Below are 24832 nucleotides of genomic sequence, written 5' to 3'. Positions count from 1 at the left end.
CAATGCCCAGGTCGCTGTCGCGGATGACGGCCCGCTCCGTCGTGTTGAGCGTCCTGCTCGGCGCGCACCCCGCGTGGGCCACCGCGAGCGAACTGATCAGGCTCACCGCGGATTTCGACATCAGGGAACCGACGGTGCGGGTCGCCCTGACGCGGATGGTCGGCGCGGGCGACCTGGTGCGATCCGAGGACGGCTACCGGTTGTCGGACCGGCTGCTGGCGCGGCAGCGTCGCCAGGACGACGCGATCAACCCCCCGCTGCGCGACTGGTCCGGTGACTGGACGACGTTGGTGATCACCAGCGTCGGCATCGACGCCCGCACCCGCGCGGCATTGCGGAACACCCTGCACGACAACCGGTTCGGCGAACTGCGCGAGGGCGTGTGGATGCGGCCGGACAACCTGGACGCGGCAGTGCCTGCCGAAGCGCGTCGCCGGGGGCGGGTGATGCAGTCGCGGGATGCCGACCCGGCGGGCCTGGCGGGGCGGCTCTGGGACCTTGCGGGATGGGCGCGTACCGGGCACAGGTTGTTGGCCGAGATAGGTTCGGCCACCGACGTTCCCGGCCGCTTCGTCGCCGCGGCCGCGATGGTGCGTCACCTGCTCACCGATCCGGTGCTGCCCGCCGAACTGCTGCCCGACGGCTGGCCCGGCGCCGAGCTGCGCCGGGCCTACAACGACTTCGCCGCGGAGTTGTCTGCGCGGCGCGACACCGACGAACTGATGGAGGCGACATGACGGATTCGGCGGACAGGAGCGTAGCGACCGGGGGTCTGGGTGGTGGAGTGCGCGTCGAGCGGAACGGCCCGGTGACGACGGTGGTCGTGAACCGTCCCGAGGCGCGCAACGCGGTCAACGGCCCGGCCGCCGCCGGCCTCTACGCCGCGTTCGACGAGTTCGACAAGGACGACTCGGCGTCGGTCGCTGTGCTCTGCGGTGACAACGAAACTTTCTGCGCCGGAGCGGATCTCAAGGCGTTCGGCACGCCCGACGCCAACCCCGTGCATCGATCCGGCCCGGGCCCGATGGGGCCGAGCCGGATGGCGCTGTCCAAGCCGGTGATCGCGGCGGTCAGCGGCTACGCCGTCGCCGGCGGCCTGGAGTTGGCGCTGTGGTGCGACATGCGGGTGGTCGAAGAGGACGCGATCATGGGCGTGTTCTGCCGTCGATGGGGGGTGCCGTTGATCGACGGGGGGACCGTCCGGCTGCCGCGACTGGTCGGACACAGCCGCGCCATGGACCTGATCCTGACCGGCCGCGCCGTCGACGCCGCCGAGGCGCTGTCGATCGGGCTGGCCAACCGCGTGGTGCCCAAAGGCCAAGCGCGGCAACGCGCCGAGGAACTCGCCGCCGAACTGGCGCGGCTGCCGCAGCAGTGCCTGCGCGCCGACCGGCTGTCCATGCTCAACCAGTGGGGCCGGTCCGAGGCCGAGGCCATGGACTTCGAGTTCGGCAGCATGTCGCGGGTTGCCGCCGAATCGCTCGAGGGCGCGGCGCGTTTCGCCGCGGGAGCGGGCCGTCACGGCGCCGGCGCCTGATCGGTTGCGCGCTCGCCGCGCGCCGAAAGTGAGGCTCAGCCCTTGGTGATCTTGTTGTTCGAGCCGGTGTCGTTGACCTTCGGCTCGCCGTCTCTGTAGGCGACGGTGTTGTTCAGGCCGACGACGCTGATCTCCTTGTCGATCCGGTCGAACGTGACCTTGTTGTCCGCGCCGCCGATGTTGACGTTGGCACAGGTGCCCTTGACGGTCAGTGTGTTGTTCGAGCCGCCGATGTTGAGCGATTTGCCGTCGGCGCAGTCGATGTCGGCCGTCGTACCGAACGAGCCGTAGTTGATGGTGTTGCCGACCTCCACCTGGGCGCCCGACGACCCGGCGGTCCCGGTCGGGGTGTTGGTGTCGGAACTCTCCGAACCGCAGCCGGCCAGGACGACGGCGGCCAGCGCCGCCGCGAAGACATAGTTGCGGATGCTCATGCGGGTACCCGGCTGATGCGGTTCGTCATGCCCAGTTCGCGGCCGCGGTCCCACACGAACGGCGCACCGTTCTTGTAGAGCACCGTCTGATCCCAGCCGTACACCGTCACGTCGTTGACGACGTTGTCGGCCACGACGACGTTGTTGTTGCCCTGCATCGTGACCGCCCAGCAACTGCCGAGTGCGGTGATCTGATTGTTCGCCCCGTTGACGAGCAGCGTGGAGTTCTTGCAGTCGATCGTGTCAACGACGCCGACGCCCGTGATGTGGGTGTCGGTGCCGCGATGGGCACCGACGACACCGGTGTCGGCGCAGTTGCGCGCCAACGGGTTGCAGACCACCGGTTGTGCATGCGCGCCGGGCGAGGCGAGGATCAGCGGAAACAGCACGGCGGATGCCGCTAGTGACCGGGCGACAACAGTCCACATCATGCACCGAAGCGTACGTGGCGGGTGGGGCGATCGACAGCGGTTCACCCGAGTCGCCATCGGCTACCGGGCTGGGTAGCGTGGGCGGCGATGCGTTGGCGGTTTTGTCCGATTGCTGTCGCGGCGGTCGTAGCGGTGGTGACGGTGGCTGGGTGTGCTGAAACCGTCGACGGAAGCGCGCAGCGGGCCCGATCCGCCGTCCCCGATCCCGACCGCAGCTACGGCTACGTCGACGACCGCTGCGGCCTGCTGGTCGACGAGACCGTCCAGGAAACCCTCGGCGCCGACAGCGTCATGCGCCCCTACAGCGGCGCGGTCTGCCAGTACGTGTTGTTCCGTGGCGACTCGACCGTCGACGCCACCTACTCGTGGTTTCAGACCGGCACGCTGGACCGCGAGCGCGCGCTGGCCGCACAACGCGGCGCGAAGGTCACCGATGCGGTGGTGGAACGGCATGAGGCGTTCACGGCGCGCCGCGACATCACCGGAGCGGCGTGCTCGGCGACCGCCGCCGCAGGTAGCGGCGTGCTTAGTTGGTGGGTGCAGTTCCGCGGGCCGGCGGCCGGCGATCCCTGCGCGGAGGCCGAGAAGCTGCTGTCCGCCACGCTGCGAGCGGACATGTGACCGTGCGGTCTTCGCGGTACTCGACGATCTGCGCGGCGGCGGTGTGCGCAGTGCTTCTTGCCGGCTGCGGATCGGCCGACGAGGCGCCGACGACACCGCCCTCGCCGACAGCTGCCGGCGGCGGGTTCAACAGTGTCGACTGCAACGGCATCACCGACGCCGACATCGCCGAGGCGGTCGGCTCCGCCGGGTTCGTCCAGACCGTGGTCAGCGACGCCGGCTGCTTCTGGCAGGAGAACTCCGTGTTCGGCACCGTTGGCGCGGGCATGGGGATCTCGACGTGGTGGTACCGCGGCAGCGACATGGACACCGAGCGCAAGCTCGAACAGCAGGCCGGCCGGACGCTGACCGAATTGTCGGTCGACGGAAACAAGGGATTCAAGGCCTCCGACGCCAACGCGTGCAGCTTCTACGTGGCCAAAGGCGGCGACGTCATCACCTGGTCGATCCAGACGATGAACCCCGCGACACTGCCGGACCTGTGCTCGATCACCGAGCAACTCGCCGAGCTCAGTCAAGAGCGCGTCAACTGAGTTGACCGAAACTAGAGGTGTTAGTTTTTTCGCGGGCCCATTCGGGGCGTATCGAGACGGCAGGGGGCGAGGCGCGCATGGCTCAGCCGTCCAGCACCCCGGCCCGGCGGCCGGCGCGGCTCAGCCGCGACTCGATCGTCAACGCCGCCCTGACGTTCCTCGACCGCGAGGGGTGGGACGCGCTGACCATCAACGCGCTGGCCACCCAGCTCGGCACCAAGGGACCGTCGCTGTACAACCACGTCGACAGCCTCGACGACCTGCGCCGAACGGTGCGAATGCGGGTGGTCGGCGACATCATCGACATGCTCAACACGGTGGGGCAGGGCCGCACCCGCGACGACGCGGTGATGGTCATGGCGAGCGCCTACCGCAGCTACGCACACCACCATCCGGGCCGCTATTCAGCGTTCACCCGGATGCCGCTCGGCGGCGACGACCCGGAGTTCACCGAGGCGACGCGCGCGGCCGCGGCGCCGGTCATCTCGGTGCTGGCGTCCTATGGGCTCGAGGGTGAGAACGCGTTCTATGCGGCGCTGGAGTTCTGGTCGGCCATGCACGGTTTCGTGCTGCTCGAGATGACCGGGGTGATGAACGGCATCGACACCGACGCGGTGTTCACCGACATGGTGCTGCGGTTGGCCTCCGGGATGGAACGGCGGTAGAACTGCCCTGACCTGCGGTTAGGGTGGATCTGACGGGTTTGGAGCGCTGCCCGTGTGCTGGTATTGTGGACGATCGTGCCTGGCAGATAAGGCGCATTGCGGGTCGGTCCGACGCGAAGACCCGTGAAGCGTGCCTGCACGCCAGGCCAATTCGCATGTCCATGACGCCTCGAAGATTTTGGGGCGGACGCGTGCGACACACCCGATCGCGGGGGACGCGGGCGGGTTGAAACAGCAGTACAGAGACTTGAAGAACGACTCAGAGACAGACGAGCAACACAGAAAGCCGGTAGATGCCAACCATTAACCAGCTGGTCCGCAAGGGTCGCCGCGACAAGATCGCGAAGGTGAAGACCGCGGCCCTCAAGGGCAGCCCGCAGCGCCGCGGTGTGTGCACCCGCGTGTACACCACCACCCCGAAGAAGCCGAACTCGGCGCTTCGCAAGGTCGCGCGCGTCAAGCTGACCAGCGCGGTCGAGGTCACCGCCTACATCCCGGGCGAAGGCCACAACCTGCAGGAGCACTCGATGGTGCTGGTGCGTGGTGGGCGTGTGAAGGACCTGCCGGGCGTGCGCTACAAGATCATCCGCGGCTCGCTGGACACGCAGGGTGTCAAGAACCGCAAGCAAGCCCGCAGCCGTTACGGCGCCAAGAAGGAGAAGAGCTGATGCCGCGCAAGGGACCCGCGCCCAAGCGTCCGTTGGTCAACGATCCGGTCTACGGATCGCAGCTGGTCACCCAGCTCGTCAACAAGGTTCTGCTGGACGGGAAGAAATCGCTGGCCGAACGCATTGTTTATGGTGCGCTCGAGCAGGCTCGTGAGAAGACCGGCACCGATCCGGTCGTCACCCTGAAGCGGGCCATGGACAACGTCAAGCCCGCTCTCGAGGTTCGGAGCCGCCGCGTCGGTGGCGCCACCTATCAGGTCCCGGTCGAGGTTCGGCCGGACCGTTCGGTGACGCTGGCGCTGCGCTGGCTGGTGAGCTTCTCCAAGCAGCGCCGCGAGAAGACCATGATCGAGCGCCTGGCGAACGAGATCCTCGACGCCAGCAACGGCCTGGGTGCCGCCGTCAAGCGGCGCGAGGACACCCACAAGATGGCCGAGGCGAACCGCGCCTTCGCGCATTACCGCTGGTGATCCGACGCCCCAGCGGTGTTGCCGGGGCGTTCTGAAGACAGCAACAGATACAAGCGAAAGAGAAGACTTCTGTGGCACAGAAGGACGTGCTGACTGACCTGACCAAGGTCCGCAACATCGGCATCATGGCCCACATCGATGCCGGCAAGACCACGACCACCGAGCGGATCCTCTACTACACCGGCATCAGCTACAAGATCGGTGAGGTCCACGACGGCGCCGCCACGATGGACTGGATGGAGCAGGAGCAGGAGCGAGGGATCACGATCACCTCGGCCGCGACCACCTGCTTCTGGAACGACAACCAGATCAACATCATCGACACTCCCGGGCACGTCGACTTCACCGTCGAGGTGGAGCGCAGCCTGCGGGTCCTCGACGGCGCGGTCGCGGTGTTCGACGGCAAGGAAGGCGTGGAGCCGCAGTCCGAGCAGGTCTGGCGCCAGGCCGACAAGTACAACGTGCCGCGCATCTGCTTCGTCAACAAGATGGACAAGGTCGGCGCGGACTTCTACTTCTCCGTGCGCACGATGGAAGAGCGCCTCGGCGCCAACGTCATCCCCATCCAGCTGCCCGTCGGCTCGGAAGGTGACTTCGAGGGCGTCGTCGACCTGGTCGAGATGAAGGCCAAGGTGTGGCGCGGCGAGACGAAGCTCGGCGAAACCTACGAAACCGTCGACATCCCGGCCGAGCTGGCCGAGAAGGCCGACGAGTACCGCACCAAGCTGCTCGAGGCGGTCGCCGAGACCGACGAGGCGCTGCTGGAGAAGTACTTCGGCGGCGAAGAGCTGTCGGTCGAGGAGGTCAAGGGTGCGCTGCGCAAGCTCACCATCAACTCCGAGGCGTACCTGGTGTTGTGCGGCAGCGCGTTCAAGAACAAGGGCGTGCAGCCCATGCTCGACGCGGTGATCGACTACCTGCCGTCGCCGCTGGACGTGCCGCCGGCCGTCGGCCATGTGCCCGGCAAGGAGGACGAGGAGATCACGCGCAACCCGTCCGTCGACGAGCCGTTCTCGGCGTTGGCGTTCAAGGTGGCGACGCACCCGTTCTTCGGCAAGCTGACCTATGTCCGCGTGTACTCGGGCACCGTCGAGTCGGGTTCGCAGGTGATCAACGCGACCAAGGGCAAGAAGGAGCGGCTGGGCAAGCTGTTCCAGATGCACTCCAACAAGGAGAACCCGGTCGAGCGGGCCTCCGCGGGGCACATTTACGCCGTCATCGGGCTCAAGGACACCACCACCGGCGACACCCTGAGCGACCCGAACGAGCAGGTCGTGCTCGAGTCGATGACCTTCCCCGATCCGGTGATCGAGGTGGCCATCGAGCCGAAGACCAAGAGCGACCAGGAGAAGCTCGGCACCGCGATCCAGAAGCTCGCCGAGGAGGATCCGACCTTCAAGGTGCACCTGGACCAGGAGACCGGCCAGACCGTGATCGGCGGCATGGGCGAGCTGCACCTCGACATCCTCGTCGACCGGATGAAGCGCGAGTTCAAGGTCGAGGCCAACGTCGGCAAGCCGCAGGTGGCCTACCGTGAGACCATCAAGCGCCTGGTCGAGAAGGTCGAGTACACCCACAAGAAGCAGACGGGCGGCTCCGGCCAGTTCGCGAAGGTGCTCATCAACCTCGAACCGTTCGCGGGCGAGGACGGCGCGACCTACGAGTTCGAGAACAAGGTCACCGGGGGCCGCATCCCGCGTGAGTACATCCCGTCGGTGGATGCCGGCGCCCAGGACGCCATGCAGTACGGCGTGCTGGCCGGCTACCCGCTGGTGAACCTGAAGGTCACTCTGCTCGACGGGGCCTACCACGAGGTGGACTCGTCGGAAATGGCGTTCAAAGTCGCAGGCTCGCAGGTGCTGAAGAAGGCCGCACAGGCCGCGCAGCCGGCGATCCTCGAGCCGATCATGGCGGTCGAAGTGACCACACCCGAGGACTACATGGGTGAAGTGATCGGCGACCTGAACTCCCGCCGTGGTCAGATCCAGGCCATGGAGGAGCGGGCCGGTGCGCGCGTCGTCAAGGCGCATGTGCCGTTGTCGGAGATGTTCGGCTACGTCGGCGACCTTCGGTCGAAGACCCAGGGCCGGGCCAACTACTCCATGGTGTTCGACTCGTACGCCGAAGTTCCGGCGGCCGTGGCGAAGGAAATCATCGCGAAGGCGACGGGGCAGTAGCCCGGTTGCCGAGCGGCGAACCACAACTGCAAAGATCAAACCTGCTTTACAAGAAGCACCAACACAGTCCAGGAGGACAACACAGTGGCGAAGGCGAAGTTCGAGCGGACGAAGCCGCACGTCAACATCGGGACCATCGGTCACGTTGACCACGGCAAGACCACGCTGACCGCAGCAATCACCAAGGTTCTGCACGACAAGTATCCCGATTTGAACGAGTCGCGCGCATTCGACCAGATCGACAATGCGCCTGAAGAGCGTCAGCGCGGCATCACGATCAACATCTCCCACGTGGAGTACCAGACCGAGAAGCGTCACTACGCGCACGTCGACGCCCCCGGTCACGCCGACTACATCAAGAACATGATCACCGGCGCCGCCCAGATGGACGGTGCGATCCTGGTGGTCGCGGCGACCGACGGCCCGATGCCGCAGACCCGCGAGCACGTGCTGCTGGCCCGCCAGGTCGGTGTGCCCTACATCCTGGTCGCGCTGAACAAGGCCGACGCCGTCGACGACGAGGAGCTCATCGAGCTCGTCGAGATGGAGGTCCGCGAACTGCTGGCCGCCCAGGAGTTCGACGAGGACGCCCCGGTCGTGCGCGTCTCGGCGCTCAAGGCGCTCGAGGGTGACGAGAAGTGGGTCGAGTCGATCGTCGAGCTGATGGCCGCCGTCGACGAGTCGATCCCGGACCCGGTCCGTGAGACCGACAAGCCGTTCCTGATGCCCGTCGAGGACGTCTTCACGATCACCGGCCGCGGCACCGTGGTCACCGGTCGCGTCGAGCGTGGCGTGGTCAACGTGAACGAGGAAGTCGAGATCGTCGGTATCCGCCCGGAGACCACCAAGACCACGGTCACCGGTGTCGAGATGTTCCGCAAGCTGCTCGACCAGGGCCAGGCCGGCGACAACGTCGGTCTGCTGCTGCGCGGCATCAAGCGTGAGGACGTCGAGCGCGGTCAGGTCGTCGTGAAGCCCGGCACCACCACGCCGCACACCGACTTCGAGGGTCAGGTCTACATCCTGTCCAAGGACGAGGGTGGCCGGCACACGCCGTTCTTCAACAACTACCGTCCGCAGTTCTACTTCCGCACCACGGACGTGACCGGCGTGGTGACGCTGCCGGAGGGCACCGAGATGGTGATGCCCGGTGACAACACCGACATCTCCGTCAAGCTGATCCAGCCCGTCGCCATGGACGAGGGCCTGCGCTTCGCGATCCGCGAGGGCGGCCGTACCGTCGGCGCCGGCCGGGTGACCAAGATCGTCAAGTGATCTGACTGAAGTACCGCGAAGCGGCGCTCACCTTCGGGTGGGCGCCGTTTTCGTGTGTGTTTCGCGAGGCGTACAAGAGGGCTGTGATTTCTCAACGATCACGACCCTGGTGTACGTCTCGCGGTGGTGTTGCGGTGTAACGGCTGGGACCGCTGAGCCGATGTACTTCCCGAATGCCCTGGTCGGGGCAGAGAAGGGTTGGGCTTGATGTTCCGTCGTTTCACCACAATCGCAAGCGCCGCAGCGGTCGCCGGTGCCGCTTTCGTCGGCGCCTCTGCCGGTATCGCCGGCGCTCAGGCCGACTGCCCCGACGTGCACTGGATGGGTGCGGCGGGGTCCGGGCAGCGCGACGGCGACCTGTCCGCCAACCTGGGCATGGGAGACGACGTCTACCAGTCGTACCGCGACCTGCAGCGGGTGCTGGCGGCCGATGGCCGCACGATGACGGCCGAGGCGGTCGAGTATCCCGCCGTCGCCGTGCCCGATGACGACGGCGGCGTCGGCGACTGGCTCGGCTTCATGGGCAGCGTGGACACCGGGGCGACGGCGCTCGGCGCCCAGTACGCGCAGTTCTCCGCGAAGTGCCCGACGTCGAAGGTGATCCTCGCGGGCTACTCACAGGGCGCCATGGTCGTGCACCGCAACCTGCACGCGCTCGGCGCGAACCCCAACGTCGCGGGTGCGCTGCTGCTCGCCGACGGTGACCGGCTGCCCGCCGACCCGACGATCAACATCGGCTCGGTGACGTCCGTGCCCGGCGCCGGTAAGGGCGTCGCGCAGGACTGGCCGATTCTGGCCCACGCTCCGCAGCCGCTTCCGCCGGTCATCGGCGCCCGCACGATCAGCGTGTGCGAACTCGGCGACGCGGTCTGCGACTACGACCCCGAAGCCGAGGAGACCTCGCCGATCGCGACGGTCATCCACACCGGCTACACCCGCAGCACCGGCGGGTACCGCTGGACTCAGCCGCTGTACGACCTCCTCGGACCGGCCGCCGCCGTCGAGGCTCCCATCGCCGAGCCGATCATGCCGATGGGCGCGACGACGGCGACTCCGTAGCCGCGCGTTTAGCGATCAAGAGCACCGCCACGCCGGCGGGTAGCAGCAGCGCCGAGAGCACCCCGAGGATGGTGTCGATCGCGCCGCCGGCTGACATGCCGCTGCGCTGCAACATCTCCAACACGGTCGCCGACACCGCGACGGCGACACCCGCCAGCGTCACGAGCACGGTCAGGGTCACCCCGGCTGCTCCGCCCGCGTGCTCCGCTCGCACCACCGCCTGCGTCGCCACGGTGGTGAACGCATAGACCAGACCCAGGGTGAGCCCGCAGGCCGTGAGCGCGATGAGGTAGAACGCCCATCCGCCGGACGCCGCCAGCGCCGCAAGGCTCACTGCCGCAAGGACACTCGTGATGCCCATGACGAGGACCGGTGGGCGGGAGGCACTCAGGCGGCCGGCGAGTACGCCGCCGATCGCCGCGGCCGCCGACGGTCCGAGGAACACCAGCCCCGCCGTGAACGGATCCAACCCGCGGACCTGCTGCAGGTACACCGTGGCGAGGAAGATCGTGACCGCGTAGGCGATGTTCGAGATCGTGCCCGCCACCACCAGCAGCATGAATCGTGGGTTGCGCGCAAGGGTCAGGTCCACCAGCGGACACCGGACCCTGTTCTCCACGACTACGAATGCCACCAGGACGATCAGTGATACGGCGAAGGCGGCGAGCGTCGACGTCGACCACCATCCCCAGTCGGGCGCGCGGTCGAAGGTCAACGTGATCAACCCGATGCCCGTGACGACCAACGCGAGCCCGGCGACATCCACCCGGCGGGGCGCGGTCTCGTCGACGGATTCGGTGATAACCCGTGCGCCGACGACGAGTGAGATGGCAGTGATCGGCACATTCAGCCAGAAGATCCACCGCCAGCCGAGCGAATCGGTGAGCAGACCCCCGACCAGCGGTCCGGCCGCGTTGCCTAAAGCCGCTATCCCGTAGGCCAGTCCGATCGCCCGGCCCGCCTTCGCGGTGTCGTAGGCGTTCGTCAGGACGCTGACCGACACCGGAAAGATCATCGCCGCGCCCACGCCCTGCGCCGCCCGGAAGGTGATGAGCATCGCCGGCGACGGCGCCAGCGCGCAGGCCACCGAGGCCAACCCGAAGAGCGCCACACCCGTCAGCAGTGCGCGACGGCGTCCGAAGATGTCGCCGATCCGGCCGGCGGGAACCATGAAGGCGCCCAGCGCGAGCATGTAGACGCTGATCACCCACTGCAGGTCGGTCGTACTGCTTCCGAACTCGGACGCGATCCGGGGCAGGGCGAGATTCATCGCGAAGTAGTCGATCTGCACGCAGAACAACGCCAGGGCGACGGCGGCCAGAATCCCGCGTGAGCGCACGCCCTCCGTCGAAGTCACTGACCGACGATACGGCTCACGACCGGTCGTTCGGCGTTAATCTGTCACGCGACAGGTTGGCGAGCGACAGGAGCAGGCCCGTGTCCACATTCTGGCGTTACGTCCGGATCCAGGCGTTCGTTCTGTTGTGCGGCATCGTCGGGCCGATCTTCTTGGCGATCTACTTCGCCGCGGGCCCGGATCCGATGCTGCGGTGGATGTTCTGGGCCGGCTTGCTGATCACCGCCGCCGACGTGCTCATCGCGCTGGCCATCACCGCCGCGGGCGCCAAGTCGGCGGCCAAGACCGCCGCTCTCGAGCAGACCGGTGTGCTCGCGCTGGCGCAGGTGACCGGCATCCAGGAGACCAACACCCGCATCAACGAGCAGCCGCTGGTCAAACTCGACCTCCAGATCTCGGGCCCGGGAATCGCGCCGTTCGCCTCGCAGGACCGGGTGATCGCCTCGATCTCGCGACTGCCGATGATCACCAACCGCAAGCTGGTGGCGCTGGTCGACCCGATGACCAACGAGTACCAGATCGACTGGGAGCGCAGCGGTTTGGTCAGCGGCCTGATGCCGGCGAACTTCACCATCGCCGAGGACAACAGAACCTACGACCTGACCGGGCAGGCCGGCCCGCTGATGGAGATCCTGCAGATCCTCAAGGCCAATAACATCGGCCTGAACAACATGATCGATCTGCGATCGAATCCCTCTGCGCGCCAACAGGTCCAGGAGGTCGTGCGCCGAGCCGCGGCTCAGCAGACGCCTGCCGCCCCGATGCCGGCGGCCCAGGCGCCGACGGCTCAGGCGCCGACGGCTCAGGCGCCGGCGGCCTCGTATCTGGCACCGCCGGAGCCCTCGACCGCACAACGGCTGCAGGAGCTCGAGACGCTGCGCGCCACCGGTGCCATCTCCGATGCGGAGTACACGGCCAAGCGCGAGCAGATCATCGCCGACCTGTAGACCGGCGACGGACCAGGCCAGGTCACTAGAACACGTTCCAGTTCGGCTGTTAGCGTGAAGGCAGCATCCCGGAAGGAGCAGCGGTGACGGCGACGAACCAACCCCTGGAAGGCCGCGTGGCTTTCATCACCGGCGCCGCGCGCGGGCAGGGCCGGGCGCACGCCGTCCGGCTGGCCAGCGAGGGCGCCGACATCATCGCGATCGACGTCTGCGCGCCGATCTCGGAGACCATCACTTACCCGTTGGGCACGTCCGAGGAACTCGCCGAGACGGTCCGGCAGGTCGAGGCGACGGGCCGCAAAGTGCTCGCCCGTGAGGTCGACATCCGCGACCTGGCGGCGCTGCAACAGGTCGTCGCCGACGGTGTCGAGCAGTTCGGCAGGCTGGACATCCTGGTGGCCAACGCCGGTGTGCTGAGCTGGGGCCGCATCTGGGAGATGTCGGAAGAGCAGTGGGACACCGTCATCGACGTCAACCTCAACGGCACGTGGCGCACGATCCGGGCGGCCCTGCCCGCGATGATCGAAGCGGGCAACGGCGGGTCGGTCATCATCGTCAGCTCGTCGGCCGGGCTGAAGGCGACGCCGGGCAACGCCCACTACGCGGCGTCCAAGCACGGCCTGACCGCGCTGACCAACTCGCTGGCGATGGAGGCCGGGGAGTTCGGGATCCGCGTCAACTCGATCCACCCGTACTCGATCGAGACGCCGATGGTGGAGAAGGACGCGATGATGGCGATCTTCGCCAAGTACCCGAGCTACCTGCACAGCTTCGCGCCCATGCCGTACAACCCGGTCGAGGAGCAGAACAAGGGCCTGCAGGGGTTCATGGAGCCCGAGGAGGTGGCCGATGTCGTCGCGTGGCTGGCCGGTGACGGCTCCAAGACGCTGTCGGGCAGCCAGATCGCCGTCGACCGCGGCGCGATGAAGCACTGAACTCAGGTCAGGACCGCGGCGAACTGGTCCACGGCCCAGTCGATCTCCTCGGCCGTGATCACCAGCGGCGGTGCGAACCGCAGCGTCGAACCGTGGGTGTCCTTCACCAACACCCCGCGTTGTGCGAGGCGCGTGCTGATCTGCTTTCCGCTGCCCAGGGCCGGGTGGACGTCCACACCGGCCCACAGGCCCTTGCCTCGGACCTCGACGACGCCGTGTCCGATCAGCCGGCCCAGCCGCCCGTGCAGGCGCTTACCGAGTTCGGTTGCCCGCGATTGGAATTCGCCGCGCTCAAGCATCGCGACCACCGTCGTACCGATCGCGGCGGCGAGCGGATTGCCGCCGAAGGTCGAGCCGTGCTCGCCGGGATGCAGCACGCCGAGGATCTCGCGGTTCGCCACCACCGCTGACAGCGGGATCACCCCGCCGCCAAGGGCCTTGCCGAGAAGGTAAACATCCGGTGTGACGCCCCAGTGGTCGCATGCGAAGGTGCGTCCGGTGCGCGCGAGCCCCGACTGGATCTCGTCGGCGATCATCAACACGTTGCGCCGGCTGCACAACTCTCGCAGCCGCGGCAGGAAATCATCCGGCGGCACGACGATCCCGGCCTCGCCCTGGATCGGTTCGACGAGCACCGCGACGGTGTGGTCGTCGATCACGTCGCCGAACGCGTCGGCGTCGCCGAAGGGGGCGGCGCGGAAGCCAGGGGTGTAGGGGCCGAAGCCGCGGAGGGCGGTCTCGTCGTCGGAGAAGCTGATGATGGTGGTGGTGCGGCCGTGGAAGTTGTTGTGCGCCACGACGATGTTCGATGCGTTCGCGGGTACGCCCTTGACGTCGGTACCCCACTTGCGGGCCACCTTCAGGCCGCTTTCGACGGCTTCGGCGCCGCTGTTCATCGGCAGCACCATGTCCTTGCCGCAGAGGCCGGCCAGCGCGGCGCAGAACGGGCCCAGGCGGTCGGCGTGGAAGGCGCGGCTCACCAGGGTCATGGTGTCCAGTTGGGCGTGCGCGACGGCGGTGATCTCCGGGTTGCGGTGGCCGAAGTTCACGGCCGAATAGGCCGCCAGGCAGTCGAGGTAGCGGCGGCCCTCGAGATCGGTGATCCATGCGCCCTCGGCGCCGGCGGCGACGATCGGCAACGGGGAGTAGTTGTGTGCGACGTAGCGGTCGTCCAGGGCGATCGCCGCCTCGGTCGCCGAGGTGAGGGTGTCGACCACGGTCACGGATGTACCTCCAGCGTGCAACATTTGACAGATCCGCCGCCCTTGAGAAGTTCGGAGAGGTCGACGCCGACGGGCCGGAACCCGGCGCGCCGCAGCTGGTCGGCGAAACCCGTGGCGGCGGCGGGTAGGACGACGTTGCGGCCATCGGAGACGACGTTGAGTCCGAGCACGTGGGCGTCGGCACCGCCCACCTCGATCACGTCGGCGAAGACCTCGAGCAATCGCCGCCGTGACCGCGCACTGAACGCGGGCGGGTAGTAGGCGACGGTGGTGTCATCGAGCACGGCCAGCGCGGTGTCGAGGTGATAGAAGCGCGGATCGACCAGCTCGAGGCTGACCACCGGCATCCCGACGAGCGCGGCTATCTCGTCGTGCGCACGCCGGTCTGTGCGAAAGCCGTGTCCCGCCGATATGATCGAGCCGACTGCCAACAGGTCGCCCTGCCCCTCGTTGACGTGGCGGGTCTCGGCGGGTTCGTAGCCGTGGCGAGTCATCCACTCCGCATAGGCCGACGCTTCGCCCGCGCGCTGCGGATAGGCGAAGCGCGCGACGACGGCGATGCCGTTGACGAGCAGGCCACCGTTGGCGGCGTACACCATGTCGGGCAGACCGGCGAGGGGTTCGATCAGTTCGACGATGTGGCCGAGTTCCTTGTATGTCCGGCGCAGTGTCTCCCACTGGGCCATCGCCAGATGCGTGTCGACGGATGTCGAGGTGTCCATCCACGGGTTGATGGCGTATTCGACGGCGAAGAACGTCGGCGCCGTCATGGCGTAACGACGGGTGGTGGAACGGCGTGGCGTCAGCGCGGCGACGTCGGACGCCGGCACCGAGGCGTCGACATGGGACATCGTCATGAATCAACGGTATGGCGCGCCGTTTGCGCAATCAATCGCCGATCGTTGCGTGTCTACAATCGAATCGTTGTGCTGCAACTCGGCTAGCGGCGATCTGTTGCGCGGAGGTGATCATGGACCGTCTCGACGAGACCGACGAGCGGATTCTCGCCGTACTGACCAACGACGCGCGGGCCACCTATGCCGAGATCGGCGAGCAGGTCAACCTGTCGGCTCCCGCGGTGAAGCGGCGGGTCGACCGGTTGCTCGACACCGGCGTCATCCGCGGCTTCACCACGGTCGTCGACCGCAGCGCGTTGGGCTGGGCCACCGAGGCCTACGTCCAGGTGTTCCGGCACGGCACGATCGCACCAGAACGGTTGCGCGCGTCGTGGATTGACATCCCGGAGGTGATCAGTGCCGCTACCGTCACCGGCACGGCGGACGCGATACTACACGTGGTGGCCCGCGACATGCGCCACCTCGAGGAGGCGCTCGAACGGATCAGGTCCGCGGCCGACGTCGAGCGCAGCGAGAGCATCGTGGTGCTGACCAACATCATCGATCGCGATCGCGGGTGAGGTGAAAGCCGGGCGAGCACGGGGTGCCGGACCAAACGCCGCGGCCATCGTGTAAGAACTGCCCATGACCACTACTGGGGGCATCGTCATCGTCGGCGGCGGCCTGGCGGCGGCCCGCACCGCTGAACAGCTGCGCCGCTCCGAGTACGCCGGTCCCGTCACGATCGTCAGCGACGAGGACCATCTGCCGTACGACCGGCCGCCGTTGTCCAAGGAGGTGCTGCGCGCCGAAACCGACGACGTCACGCTCAAGCCGGCGGAGTTCTACGCGGAGAACGACATCACCGTGCGGCTCGGCAACGGCGCCCGGTCGGTCGACACCGCCGCTCAGACGCTGACCCTGAACGACGGCAGCGAGCTCGGCTACGACGAGCTGATCATCGCCACGGGTCTGGTGCCCAAACGGATTCCGTCGTTCCCGGACCTCGAAGGCATTCACGTGCTGCGCAACTACGACGAGAGCGTCGCGCTGCGCAAAGAGGCCGGATCCGCGCGTTGTGCCGTCGTCGTCGGGGCCGGCTTCATCGGATGCGAGGTCGCCGCGAGCCTGCGCAAGCTCGGGGTCGAGGTTGCGTTGGTGGAGCCGCAGCCCTCGCCGCTGGCGTCCGTGCTCGGCCAGCAGATCGGCGACCTGGTGGCCCGTCTGCACCGCGCGGAGGGCGTCGACGTGCTCTGCGGCGTCGGCGTCGAGGAGGTCCGCGGCACCGACAGGGTCGAGAAGGTGGTGCTCAGCGACGGCACCGAACTCGACGCCGACCTGGTGATCGTGGGGATCGGCTCCCGGCCGGCCACGGAATGGCTGGACGGCAGCGGAATCGAGGTCGACAACGGCGTCGTCTGCGACGACCACGGCCGCAGCAGCGCACTGCATGTGTGGGCGATCGGCGACGTCGCGTCCTGGCGGCACAGCCTCGGTCATCAAGTGCGCGTTGAGCATTGGAGCAACGTCGCCGACCAGGCCCGGGTGCTCGTGCCGGCGATGATGGGCCAGGAGCCGCCGGCGACGGTCTCGGTGCCGTACTTCTGGAGCGACCAGTACGACGTCAAGATCCAGTGCCTCGGCGAGCCCGAGGCCGGCGACACGGTGCACGTCGTCGAGGACGACGGCCGCAAGTTCCTCGCGTTCTACGAGCGCGACGGCCTGGTGGCCGGCGTGGTCGGTGGCGGCATGCCCGGCAAGGTCATGAAGGCACGTAACAAGGTCGCCACCGGAGCACCCATCTCCGAGGTCCTTGGTTAGCGGACCGAAATCACTCAGAACTGGCCGAGGTAGAAGCGGGTGCCCTGGTCGTCGGTGCACAGTGCCGACAAACCGTAGGCCTGTTGCGACGGCTCCTCGATGACGGTGCCGCCGGCTTCGCGCACGCGCGCAACCGCGCCCACGACGTCGGCGACGGTCCACATCGGCACGATCACCGCTTGCTCGCTGCCACCGGCCGCGCCCGCCATCGGATGGGTGTCCCGCACCGCCCAGCCGTCCTCGACCCGGCCCGGCTCGAACGACCAGAACAGCACGCGACTGTAGAACGCCCTGAACGCCGCGGAGTCGGGCACCTGATAGGTGATGTACGAAAGCTCGCCCGGCCCTTCACCGTTCAATGCCGGCCGGGGTGTGCCGGGCGCCGGCCGGAAGACCGCGAACGCGGTGCCTGCCGGATCGGTGGCGTCCATCACGGTGCCGAACGGGTGGTCCTGTGCCTCGCCGACCGTGCCGCCGCCGGCGACGATGGACTGCCGGGCGCCGTCGAGGTCGGCGACCGCATAGCAGCACAGCATGCCCTGCCTGCCGGCGACGCTGTAGATCCCGATGCGCTGCCTGGTGTTCGTCACCTCGTGCGTGGCGAGGTCGTACGTCCACCCCAGCACATGGCCGTAGAACGCCGCCGCCCGCTCGGCGTCGGGCACCCACACCGAGACGTAGCCGACGTCACCGTGCTGGATCGGCACCGCGGCGCCGGTGACCGGCCCGCTGAGCATCCAGCGGTGGCCGAACGGGTCGACGATCGTGGCGTTGCGCGCACCGTAGTTCTCGTACGATTCGCGCACCACCGTCGCACCGCGTTGCCGGCACCGGTCCAGCGTCGCGTCGGTGTCGCGGACGTCGAGCATCAGGCTCACCGACGTAGCCTGCGGCACAGGCGCTTTCAGGCCGATCTCCGGGTACTCGTCGGCGAGGTACAGCACACCGTCGCCGATCATCAGCTCGGCATGGCCGATGCGGCCGTCGTCCATCTCGACGGGGTTGCCGCGCACGGATGCGCCGAATGCACCGACGTACCAGTCGATGGCCTCGCGCGCGTTGGCGACGGTCAGGTAGGGCAACGCGGCGGGGCGCGACGGCGCAGGCGACTCAGCCGCCGGGCCGGACAGTTCGGCGATCGCGGTATCGGTGCCGCTCATGACAACCTCCTGTGTTCGATTGGGTAAAGACACGGCCGACTCCAGCCAGGCGCGGAGCCGCGCGGCGAACACCGGGTCGGGCTGGACCGGAAGCTCGCCGCCATGCAGCACGGCCAGGGGATCGTGGTCGGTCACGGCTGCCCTCCTTCCGGCTGCGGGTAGTGCGCCCGAAACGCGCGGCGCGCTCGCACCAGCAGCGCCTCGGTGGCGTGCACGGTGCGGCCGATCAGATCGGCGCACTCGGGCACCGAACAGTCGTCCATGTAGCGCAGCGCCAGTACGGTGCGATGCTGCTCGGGCAGCTTGGCCAGCACGCTCTCGGCGACGATCCGGTCCAATTCGGCGTCCCAGTCGTCGGATGCGTCGAGCTGCTCGGGCAAGTCGGCGACCGGAACACTGAACCGGTCGTGGCGGCGCCGGTAGTGGTCGGCCAGCTTGTGGCGCGCCACCCCGAGCAGCCACGGCACCGTGATTTGGGGAGCCGCTGAACCTTTCCTGCGGGCGGTGTCCATCGCCGCCAGAAAGGTCTCCGACGTGAGGTCTTCGGCGGTTCCGCGGTCACCGCAGCGCCGGACGAAGTACCCGTAGACGACCGGCAACGCGTCGTCGTACAGCGTCAGCAATGCCCGCGGAGCGTCGGGGCCATCCGGTTCGGCGCTCACACCCTTATCGTCGCGGCCTGGCGCCGAACTCCGACGCCGTCTTCGCAAGAAAGTTCAGCGATCCAGCGCCCACAGCCCGTCGGCGACGGTGTCGAACGCCGCCCCGAGCGCCTGGGTCAGTGACACGGACTCGTCGGCCAGCCAGTGTTCGTAGGCGGACAACGCCACGCCGAGCATCGTCCACGCCACCGTCTGCGGCACCAGGTCACCTGCCGTCGGGCCGAGTCGTTTCGCGACGAACTCGGCGACCACCGCACGCCACCCGGCGTACATCGTCATCGAGTAGGCCTGCAGGGCCGCCGTCTCGAGGATGACGCGCATGCGCTGCCGGTGCCGCGCGGTTTCCGTGGCGTCGAATGTGTTGAACGCCAACAACGCTGTGCGCAGCGCATCCCCGATCGGCACCGCCGGGTCGACGTCGGCGAGAAGGTCGCGCATATGCGCCAGGTGCGCGTCGAAGTCACCCCACGGGAGCGCGTTCTTGGAGGGGTAGTAGCGAAACAGCGTGCGACGGGCGATTCCCGCCGCCTCGGCGACGTCGTCGACGCTGACGTCGTCGAAGCCGCGGGCGGTGAACAGGTCGATGGCCACGTTGCTGATGTGGTCCCACGTCGTCGAACGCCGTCGGCCCACGCGGTGCTCGGTCGGCCCCATGCGTACCCCTTCTCCGGCCCCGGCTTCCATTCTGGCACTGGATGCCATATTATTGCGATCTCGATCACAGTTCGAGAACCGGTATAGCGAAAGGCGGGGCCCGATGGAACCGAATCAGCAGGTGCAGACCGAAGAGCTCGTCACCGAGACCCTGGTCGAAGAGGTGTCGATCGACGGGATGTGCGGGGTCTACTGAGCGTGGCCCCGCCCGCCTCGTCTGGATCGGTGTCCCCGGACACCTCGTCTGGATCGGTGTCCCCGGACACCTCGTCTGGATCGGTGTCCCCGGACACCTCGTCTGGATCGGTGTCCCCGGACACCCCGTCTGGATCGGTGTCCCCGGACACCCCGTCTGGATCGGTGTCCCCGGACACCCCGTCTGGATCGGTGTCCCCGGACACCCCGTCTGGATCGGTGTCCCCGGACACCGTGTTCGACCCGGAAGTCGGCTGGCGGCTGCACCACCAGGTGGCGGTGCGGCCGGAGCCGTTCGGCGCGCTGCTCTACCACTTCGGGACGCGCAAGCTGTCGTTCCTGAAGAACCGGACGATCGTTGACCTGGTCAACACGCTGTCCGACCATCCCGACGTCAGGTCCGCCTGCCGTGCCGCCGGAATAGGCGACGCGCAGCAGGGGCCGTACCTGCAGGCACTCGATGTGCTTGCTCAATCGAAAATGCTGGTGCCGCAATGACATCCACTGATTCGGCGCTCGCGCCGGGCATTCAACCCGTGCCGCGCCTGATCGAACAGTTCGAGCACGGCCTCGACGCGCCGATCTGCCTGACCTGGGAGCTGACGTACGCATGCAACCTCGCGTGCGTGCACTGCCTGTCCTCGTCGGGGAAGCGCGATCCGCGCGAGCTCACCACGCAGCAGTGCAAGGACATCATCGACGAGCTCGAGCGCATGCAGGTGTTCTACGTCAACATCGGCGGCGGCGAACCGACTGTGCGGCCGGACTTCTGGGAGCTCGTCGACTACGCCACCGCTCACCACGTCGGCGTGAAGTTCTCCACCAACGGGGTGCGCATCACCGAAGAAGTCGCGGCGAAGCTGGCGGCCAGCGATTACGTCGACGTGCAGATCTCGCTGGACGGTGCGACAGCCGAGGTCAACGACGCCGTTCGGGGCGCGGGCTCGTTCGCGATGGCCACGCGCGCGCTGCAGAATCTGGCCGACGCGGGGTTCTCCGACGCCAAGATCTCCGTCGTGGTGACCCGGCACAACGTCGACCAGCTCGACGAGTTCGCAGCGCTGGCAGCGCAATACGGAGCCACCCTGCGAATCACCCGGCTGCGTCCGTCCGGACGCGGCGCGGACGTGTGGGACGACCTGCATCCGACCGCCGACCAGCAGGTCCAGCTCTACAACTGGCTCGTCGCCAAGGGGGACCGGGTGTTGACCGGCGACTCGTTCTTCCACCTCTCGGGACTGGGCGAACCCGGTGCCCTGGCCGGCCTCAACCTGTGCGGAGCGGGACGCGTGGTGTGCCTCATCGATCCGGTCGGCGACGTCTACGCCTGCCCGTTCGCCATCCATGACCGGTTCCTGGCCGGAAACATCCTGTCCGATGGCGGTTTTGACAACGTCTGGAAGAATGCGCCGCTGTTCGGAGAGTTGCGCGAGCCCCAATCGGCGGGCGCCTGCAGCAGCTGCGACCACTACGACAGCTGCCGCGGCGGTTGCATGGCGGCCAAGTTCTTCACGGGCCTGCCGATGGACGGGCCCGACCCCGAATGCGTCGAGGGTTACGGCGCGCCCGCGCTGGCCCGCGACCGGGTCAAGCCCAAGCCCAGCGTCGACCACTCGCGCAGTGGGCCGGTGGCCTTGAAGCTGCTGACCAAACCCCCCGCGCGAGTGTGCAACGAAAGTCCGGTGTAAGTCATGGCCCGTGATACCTGGTTCGAGACCGTCGCCTTCGCCCAGCAGAAGGCCAAGAAGCGGCTGCCCAAGTCGGTGTACGCCGCGCTGCTGGCCGCCAGCGAGAAGGGCGTGACGGTCGCCGACAACACCGAGGCGTTCGCCGAGCTGGGCTTCGCGCCGCACGTCGTCGGGGCGGCCGAAAAGCGCGATCTCGCGACAACCGTGATGGGGCAGGACATTTCGCTGCCGGTGGTGATCTCCCCGACCGGCGTGCAGGCAGTCCACCCGGACGGTGAGGTGGCAGTGGCCCGCGCTGCCGCCACCCGCGGCACGGCGATGGGACTGTCCTCGTTCGCCAGCAAGCCGATCGAGGAGGTCGTCGCCGCCAACCCGAAGACCTTCTTCCAGGTCTACTGGCTGGGTGGCCGCGACGCGATCGCGGCACGGGTCGAGCGCGCGCGAGAGGCCGGCGCGGCCGGGCTCATCGTCACGACGGACTGGAGCTTCTCGCACGGCCGCGACTGGGGCAGCCCGAAGATCCCCGAGCAGATGGACCTGCGGACCACCGTGCGGATGCTGCCCGAGGGGCTGACCCGGCCGGGCTGGTTCCTGCAATGGGCGAAGACCATGCGTCCGCCCAACCTGCGGGTACCCAACCAGGCGGCCCGCGGCGAACCGGGACCGCCGTTCTTCGCGGCGTACGGCGAGTGGATGGGCACACCGCCGCCCACCTGGGAAGACATCGCCTGGCTGCGCGAATTGTGGGGTGGTCCGTTCATGCTCAAGGGCGTGATGCGCGTCGATGACGCGAAACGCGCTGTGGATGCCGGTGTTTCGGCCATCTCGGTGTCCAACCACGGCGGCAACAACCTCGACGGCACGCCGGCGTCGATCCGGGCACTTCCCGCGATCGCCGACGCCGTCGGCAAAGACATAGAGGTTTTGCTGGACGGTGGTATCCGGCGCGGAAGCGACGTGGTGAAGGCGGTCGCCCTCGGGGCCCGCGCGGTCATGATCGGCCGCGCGTACCTGTGGGGCCTGGCCGCCAACGGTCAGGCCGGCGTCGAGAACGTGCTCGACGTCCTACGCGGGGGCATCGATTCTGCATTGATGGGCCTCGGCCGCGCCTCGGTGCACGACCTGGTTGCCGACGACGTGCTCGTGCCGCCGGGCTTCGCCAGGGCGCTGGGCGTGCCTGACGGCCCAAACTGACAGTAAGTCGCGCGAACCACAAAATGTGCTGGTACAGGCGTGGCGCAGGGGGCGGGCGTGAATGGGCAACTGTCGCTCGGGAAAATTATGTCGAATGAATTGCTGCGCATGCGCGAACAATTGGCGCACGCCAGGTGAATTCGGCCTACCATCGGCGGGTGCCATCAGTAAGCGAGCTCGCTAACGCCACGTCGAAGCAGCTGCAGGGCACGCCGAGCGCACTGATCGTCCCGGTCGGGTCCACCGAACAGCACGGACCGCATCTCCCCCTGGACACCGATACGCGGATTGCATCGGCCGTCGCGCAGGCCGTTGCTGATCAGCTGGCCGACCGCGAGGGATCGAACTGGATGGTGGCGCCGTCGATCGGATACGGCGCGAGCGGGGAGCACGAGGACTTCAGCGGCACGGTCTCGATCGGGACCTCTGCGTTGCGGCTTTTGCTGGTGGAGTTCGGCCGGTCCGCGATGCGGTGGGCATCTAGGCTGGTCTTCGTCAACGGTCACGGGGGGAATGTGGAGGCACTCGCCGCCGCAGTGGCTTTGCTTCGGTACGAGGGGCGGGACGTGGGCTGGTGCTCGTGCACCGTCGCGGGCGCCGACGCGCACGCCGGGCACACCGAAACGTCTGTATTGCTACATCTTTCGCCGCAGGACGTGCGCGTCGAGGAATGTGTTGCCGGCAACGGGGCGCCGCTCGGTGAGCTTCTGCCCGAACTGCGGCGCGGTGGCGTCGCCGCGGTAAGCGAGGTGGGGGTGCTGGGCGACCCCACCACCGCGACCGCAGAGGACGGCGCGGACGTCTTCTTGGCTATGGTCGAGGCATGTTTGCGGCGGATCGAGCACTGGGTTCCCGGCCGCGACGGGATGTTGACGTGACCGGGCCGCGGCTGCCCGACGGGTTCGCCGTCCAGGTCGACCGCCGGGTGAAAGTGCTCGGTGAGGGGTCCGCTCTGCTCGGCGGCTCACCGACGCGACTTCTTCGCTTGGCCCCCGCCGCGCAAACAATGTTGGCCGGCGGCAGGCTCGAGGTGCACGACGCCGTGAGCGCTCAGTTGGCCCGCACCCTGCTCGACGCGACGGTCGCGCACCCGCGTCCGGCCAGTGGTCCGTCACATCGCGACGTCACCGTGGTAATTCCGGTGCGCGACAACGATTCCGGTGTGCGGCGCCTGTTGACGGCGCTGCGCGGGATGCGGGTCATCGTCGTCGACGACGGGTCGGCCACCCCACTGCAGACCTCGGACTTCGCCGGCATGCACAACGACGTACAGGTGCTACGGCACGACAGGAGCAAGGGGCCCGCGGCGGCGCGCAACACCGGCATGGCCGCATGCAACACCGACTTCGTGGCGTTTCTCGACAGCGACGTGGTGCCCCGCCGGGGGTGGCTGGAGGCGCTGCTCGGCCATTTCTGCGATCCGGCGGTGGCACTGGTGGCGCCGCGCATCGTCGGTCTGCGCGAGCCCGACAACGTGGTGGCGCGCTACGAGGCGGTGCGCTCGTCGCTCGACCTCGGCCTTCGCGAGGCGCCGGTCGTGCCCTACGGCACCGTGTCCTACGTGCCCAGCGCCGCGATCATCTGCCGTCGCTCCATGCTCAAGGAAGTGGGCGGCTTCGACGAGACGCTGAGGTCGGGCGAGGACGTCGACCTGTGTTGGCGCCTCATCGAGGCCGGCGCCCGGTTGCGCTACGAGCCCATCGCGCTGGTGGCCCACGATCACCGCACGGAATTACGAGAGTGGTTCTTGCGCAGGTCTTTCTACGGGGGAGCGGCGGCGCCGCTGTCGGTGCGGCATCCCGGCAAGACCGCCCCGCTGGTGATCTCCGGTTGGACGCTGGTCGCGTGGATGCTGCTGGCGATGGGGTCCAGCATCGGCTATCTGGCCTCGATCGTCGTCGCGACGATCACCGGCCGCCGCATCGCCAGGTCGTTGGCGTCGGTGGAGACCGAACCCAAGGAAGTGGCCGTCGTGGCCGCGCACGGGCTGTGGTCGGCGGCGCTGCAACTCGCCGCGGCGCTCTGCAGGCACTACTGGCCGTTGGCGTTCGTCGCCGCGCTGCTGTCCCAGCGCTGCCGTCAAGTGGTGCTGGTGGCCGCGATCGTCGACGGTGTGGTCGACTGGCTCACCCGCAGCGGTAACGCCGACGACGGCGCCCAACGCATCGGGCTGGTCACCTACGTTCTGCTCAAGCGCCTGGATGACCTCGCCTACGGCGCGGGGCTGTGGACCGGCGTGGTCCGCGAGCGCCACCTCGGCGCACTCAAACCGCAGATCCGGACCTGACGC

At 68.0% G+C, this 24832-nt stretch carries 28 protein-coding genes; 20 read left to right on the top strand and 8 right to left on the bottom strand.

The window, feature by feature from the left end; all coding sequences use genetic code 11:
- Positions 1-2: 2 nt before the first annotated feature.
- Both ABGB19_RS21875 and ABGB19_RS21870 read left to right on the top strand, forming a co-directional pair.
- Positions 3-737, top strand: coding sequence for a PaaX family transcriptional regulator C-terminal domain-containing protein (locus ABGB19_RS21875; protein ID WP_347688093.1), 735 nt, complete (start codon positions 3-5; stop codon positions 735-737).
- Between the two features lie 35 nt (positions 738-772).
- Positions 773-1537 carry a crotonase/enoyl-CoA hydratase family protein gene (locus ABGB19_RS21870; RefSeq protein WP_347688238.1) on the top strand — a complete coding sequence of 255 codons (765 nt, stop codon included), beginning with the start codon at positions 773-775 and terminating at the stop codon, positions 1535-1537.
- A gap of 35 nt (positions 1538-1572) precedes the next feature.
- Here ABGB19_RS21870 and ABGB19_RS21865 read toward each other — a convergent pair whose 3' ends face one another.
- Positions 1573-1971: a DUF3060 domain-containing protein gene (locus ABGB19_RS21865; protein ID WP_347688092.1), complete on the bottom strand. Its 399-nt coding sequence runs from the start codon at positions 1969-1971 to the stop codon at positions 1573-1575.
- Entirely contained in the window at positions 1968-2402 is a 435-nt protein-coding gene (locus ABGB19_RS21860) for a DUF3060 domain-containing protein (protein ID WP_347688091.1), read from the bottom strand. Before ABGB19_RS21860 ends, ABGB19_RS21865 begins: the two co-directional genes overlap by 4 nt.
- Before the next feature lie 87 nt (positions 2403-2489).
- Here ABGB19_RS21860 and ABGB19_RS21855 point away from each other — a divergent pair, with 87 nt between their 5' ends.
- From ABGB19_RS21855 to ABGB19_RS21820, 8 genes are all read left to right on the top strand, one after another.
- On the top strand, positions 2490-3023 hold the full coding sequence (locus ABGB19_RS21855) for a DUF3558 domain-containing protein (RefSeq protein ID WP_347688090.1): 534 nt from the start codon (positions 2490-2492) through the stop codon (positions 3021-3023).
- On the top strand, positions 3020-3556 hold the full coding sequence (locus ABGB19_RS21850) for a DUF3558 domain-containing protein (RefSeq protein WP_347688089.1): 537 nt from the start codon (positions 3020-3022) through the stop codon (positions 3554-3556). The genes ABGB19_RS21855 and ABGB19_RS21850 overlap by 4 nt, the downstream gene beginning before the upstream one ends.
- A 77-nt stretch (positions 3557-3633) precedes the next feature.
- Positions 3634-4221, top strand: a complete 588-nt coding sequence (locus ABGB19_RS21845; protein ID WP_347688088.1) for a WHG domain-containing protein — start codon at positions 3634-3636, stop codon at positions 4219-4221.
- Between the two features lie 293 nt (positions 4222-4514).
- Positions 4515-4889, top strand: a complete 375-nt coding sequence (gene rpsL / locus ABGB19_RS21840; RefSeq protein WP_135126427.1) for a 30S ribosomal protein S12 — start codon at positions 4515-4517, stop codon at positions 4887-4889.
- Positions 4889-5359: a 30S ribosomal protein S7 gene (gene rpsG, locus ABGB19_RS21835; RefSeq protein WP_068145307.1), complete on the top strand. Its 471-nt coding sequence runs from the start codon at positions 4889-4891 to the stop codon at positions 5357-5359. Before rpsL ends, rpsG begins: the two co-directional genes overlap by 1 nt.
- Positions 5360-5430: 71 nt before the next feature.
- Positions 5431-7536, top strand: coding sequence for an elongation factor G (gene fusA, locus ABGB19_RS21830; protein ID WP_347688087.1), 2106 nt, complete (start codon positions 5431-5433; stop codon positions 7534-7536).
- A gap of 84 nt (positions 7537-7620) precedes the next feature.
- On the top strand, positions 7621-8811 hold the full coding sequence (gene tuf / locus ABGB19_RS21825) for an elongation factor Tu (RefSeq protein WP_347688086.1): 1191 nt from the start codon (positions 7621-7623) through the stop codon (positions 8809-8811).
- Between the two features lie 207 nt (positions 8812-9018).
- Positions 9019-9870: a cutinase family protein gene (locus tag ABGB19_RS21820; RefSeq protein ID WP_347688085.1), complete on the top strand. Its 852-nt coding sequence runs from the start codon at positions 9019-9021 to the stop codon at positions 9868-9870.
- Here the strand turns inward: ABGB19_RS21820 and ABGB19_RS21815 are convergent.
- Positions 9836-11227, bottom strand: coding sequence for an MFS transporter (locus ABGB19_RS21815; RefSeq protein WP_347688084.1), 1392 nt, complete (start codon positions 11225-11227; stop codon positions 9836-9838). The two genes, ABGB19_RS21820 and ABGB19_RS21815, sit on opposite strands and share 35 nt — an antisense overlap.
- Before the next feature lie 80 nt (positions 11228-11307).
- On the opposite strand from ABGB19_RS21815, the gene ABGB19_RS21810 reads away from it, so the two are divergent.
- Both ABGB19_RS21810 and ABGB19_RS21805 read left to right on the top strand, forming a co-directional pair.
- Entirely contained in the window at positions 11308-12174 is an 867-nt protein-coding gene (locus ABGB19_RS21810) for an SHOCT domain-containing protein (RefSeq protein WP_347688083.1), read from the top strand.
- Between the two features lie 83 nt (positions 12175-12257).
- Positions 12258-13109, top strand: coding sequence for a mycofactocin-coupled SDR family oxidoreductase (locus ABGB19_RS21805; RefSeq protein ID WP_347688082.1), 852 nt, complete (start codon positions 12258-12260; stop codon positions 13107-13109).
- Between the two features lie 2 nt (positions 13110-13111).
- Here the strand turns inward: ABGB19_RS21805 and rocD are convergent, their stop codons facing one another.
- A complete protein-coding gene (gene rocD, locus ABGB19_RS21800) occupies positions 13112-14332 on the bottom strand; it encodes an ornithine--oxo-acid transaminase (RefSeq protein WP_347688081.1) in 1221 nt (406 codons plus the stop codon).
- The gene (ddaH, locus tag ABGB19_RS21795) at positions 14329-15189 is read right to left on the bottom strand and encodes a dimethylargininase (protein ID WP_347688080.1); all 861 of its coding nucleotides are present in this window, start codon (positions 15187-15189) and stop codon (positions 14329-14331) included. Before ddaH ends, rocD begins: the two co-directional genes overlap by 4 nt.
- A 113-nt stretch (positions 15190-15302) precedes the next feature.
- Between ddaH and ABGB19_RS21790 the strand changes: the two genes are divergently transcribed.
- Entirely contained in the window at positions 15303-15749 is a 447-nt protein-coding gene (locus ABGB19_RS21790; RefSeq protein ID WP_347688079.1) for an Lrp/AsnC family transcriptional regulator, read from the top strand.
- 64 nt (positions 15750-15813) lie between these two features.
- On the top strand, positions 15814-16989 hold the full coding sequence (locus ABGB19_RS21785; RefSeq protein WP_347688078.1) for an FAD/NAD(P)-binding oxidoreductase: 1176 nt from the start codon (positions 15814-15816) through the stop codon (positions 16987-16989).
- Between the two features lie 14 nt (positions 16990-17003).
- On the opposite strand, the gene ABGB19_RS21780 is transcribed toward ABGB19_RS21785, so the two are convergent.
- From ABGB19_RS21780 to mftR, 3 genes are read right to left on the bottom strand one after another with little or no spacing between them, the layout of a single operon-like run.
- Positions 17004-18284, bottom strand: a complete 1281-nt coding sequence (locus ABGB19_RS21780; protein ID WP_347688077.1) for a VOC family protein — start codon at positions 18282-18284, stop codon at positions 17004-17006.
- Positions 18281-18811, bottom strand: coding sequence for a sigma-70 family RNA polymerase sigma factor (locus tag ABGB19_RS21775; protein ID WP_347688076.1), 531 nt, complete (start codon positions 18809-18811; stop codon positions 18281-18283). The genes ABGB19_RS21780 and ABGB19_RS21775 overlap by 4 nt, the downstream gene beginning before the upstream one ends.
- 54 nt (positions 18812-18865) lie before the next feature.
- Entirely contained in the window at positions 18866-19465 is a 600-nt protein-coding gene (gene mftR / locus ABGB19_RS21770) for a mycofactocin system transcriptional regulator (protein WP_347688075.1), read from the bottom strand.
- A 103-nt stretch (positions 19466-19568) separates the two neighbouring features.
- On the opposite strand from mftR, the gene mftA reads away from it, so the two are divergent.
- The 6 genes from mftA to mftF all read left to right on the top strand — a co-directional run bounded on the left by mftA (position 19569) and on the right by mftF (position 24829).
- Positions 19569-19661, top strand: coding sequence for a mycofactocin precursor MftA (mftA, locus tag ABGB19_RS21765; protein WP_347688074.1), 93 nt, complete (start codon positions 19569-19571; stop codon positions 19659-19661).
- A gap of 218 nt (positions 19662-19879) precedes the next feature.
- Complete coding sequence (gene mftB, locus ABGB19_RS21760; protein WP_347688073.1) at positions 19880-20158, top strand: mycofactocin biosynthesis chaperone MftB; 279 nt, start codon at positions 19880-19882, stop codon at positions 20156-20158.
- A complete protein-coding gene (gene mftC / locus ABGB19_RS21755) occupies positions 20155-21348 on the top strand; it encodes a mycofactocin radical SAM maturase (protein ID WP_347688072.1) in 1194 nt (397 codons plus the stop codon). Before mftB ends, mftC begins: the two co-directional genes overlap by 4 nt.
- Positions 21349-21351: 3 nt before the next feature.
- Positions 21352-22542 carry a pre-mycofactocin synthase MftD gene (gene mftD, locus ABGB19_RS21750; RefSeq protein ID WP_347688071.1) on the top strand — a complete coding sequence of 397 codons (1191 nt, stop codon included), beginning with the start codon at positions 21352-21354 and terminating at the stop codon, positions 22540-22542.
- Positions 22543-22676: 134 nt separating this feature from the next.
- On the top strand, positions 22677-23420 hold the full coding sequence (gene mftE / locus ABGB19_RS21745) for a mycofactocin biosynthesis peptidyl-dipeptidase MftE (protein ID WP_347688070.1): 744 nt from the start codon (positions 22677-22679) through the stop codon (positions 23418-23420).
- A complete protein-coding gene (gene mftF, locus ABGB19_RS21740; RefSeq protein ID WP_347688069.1) occupies positions 23417-24829 on the top strand; it encodes a mycofactocin biosynthesis glycosyltransferase MftF in 1413 nt (470 codons plus the stop codon). Before mftE ends, mftF begins: the two co-directional genes overlap by 4 nt.
- Positions 24830-24832 lie beyond the last annotated feature (3 nt).

Origin of the sequence: Mycobacterium sp. B14F4 (assembly GCF_039871645.1) — a bacterium.
Lineage (GTDB): Bacteria > Actinomycetota > Actinomycetes > Mycobacteriales > Mycobacteriaceae > Mycobacterium.
This window is presented reverse-complemented; position numbering and strand designations above follow the sequence as displayed.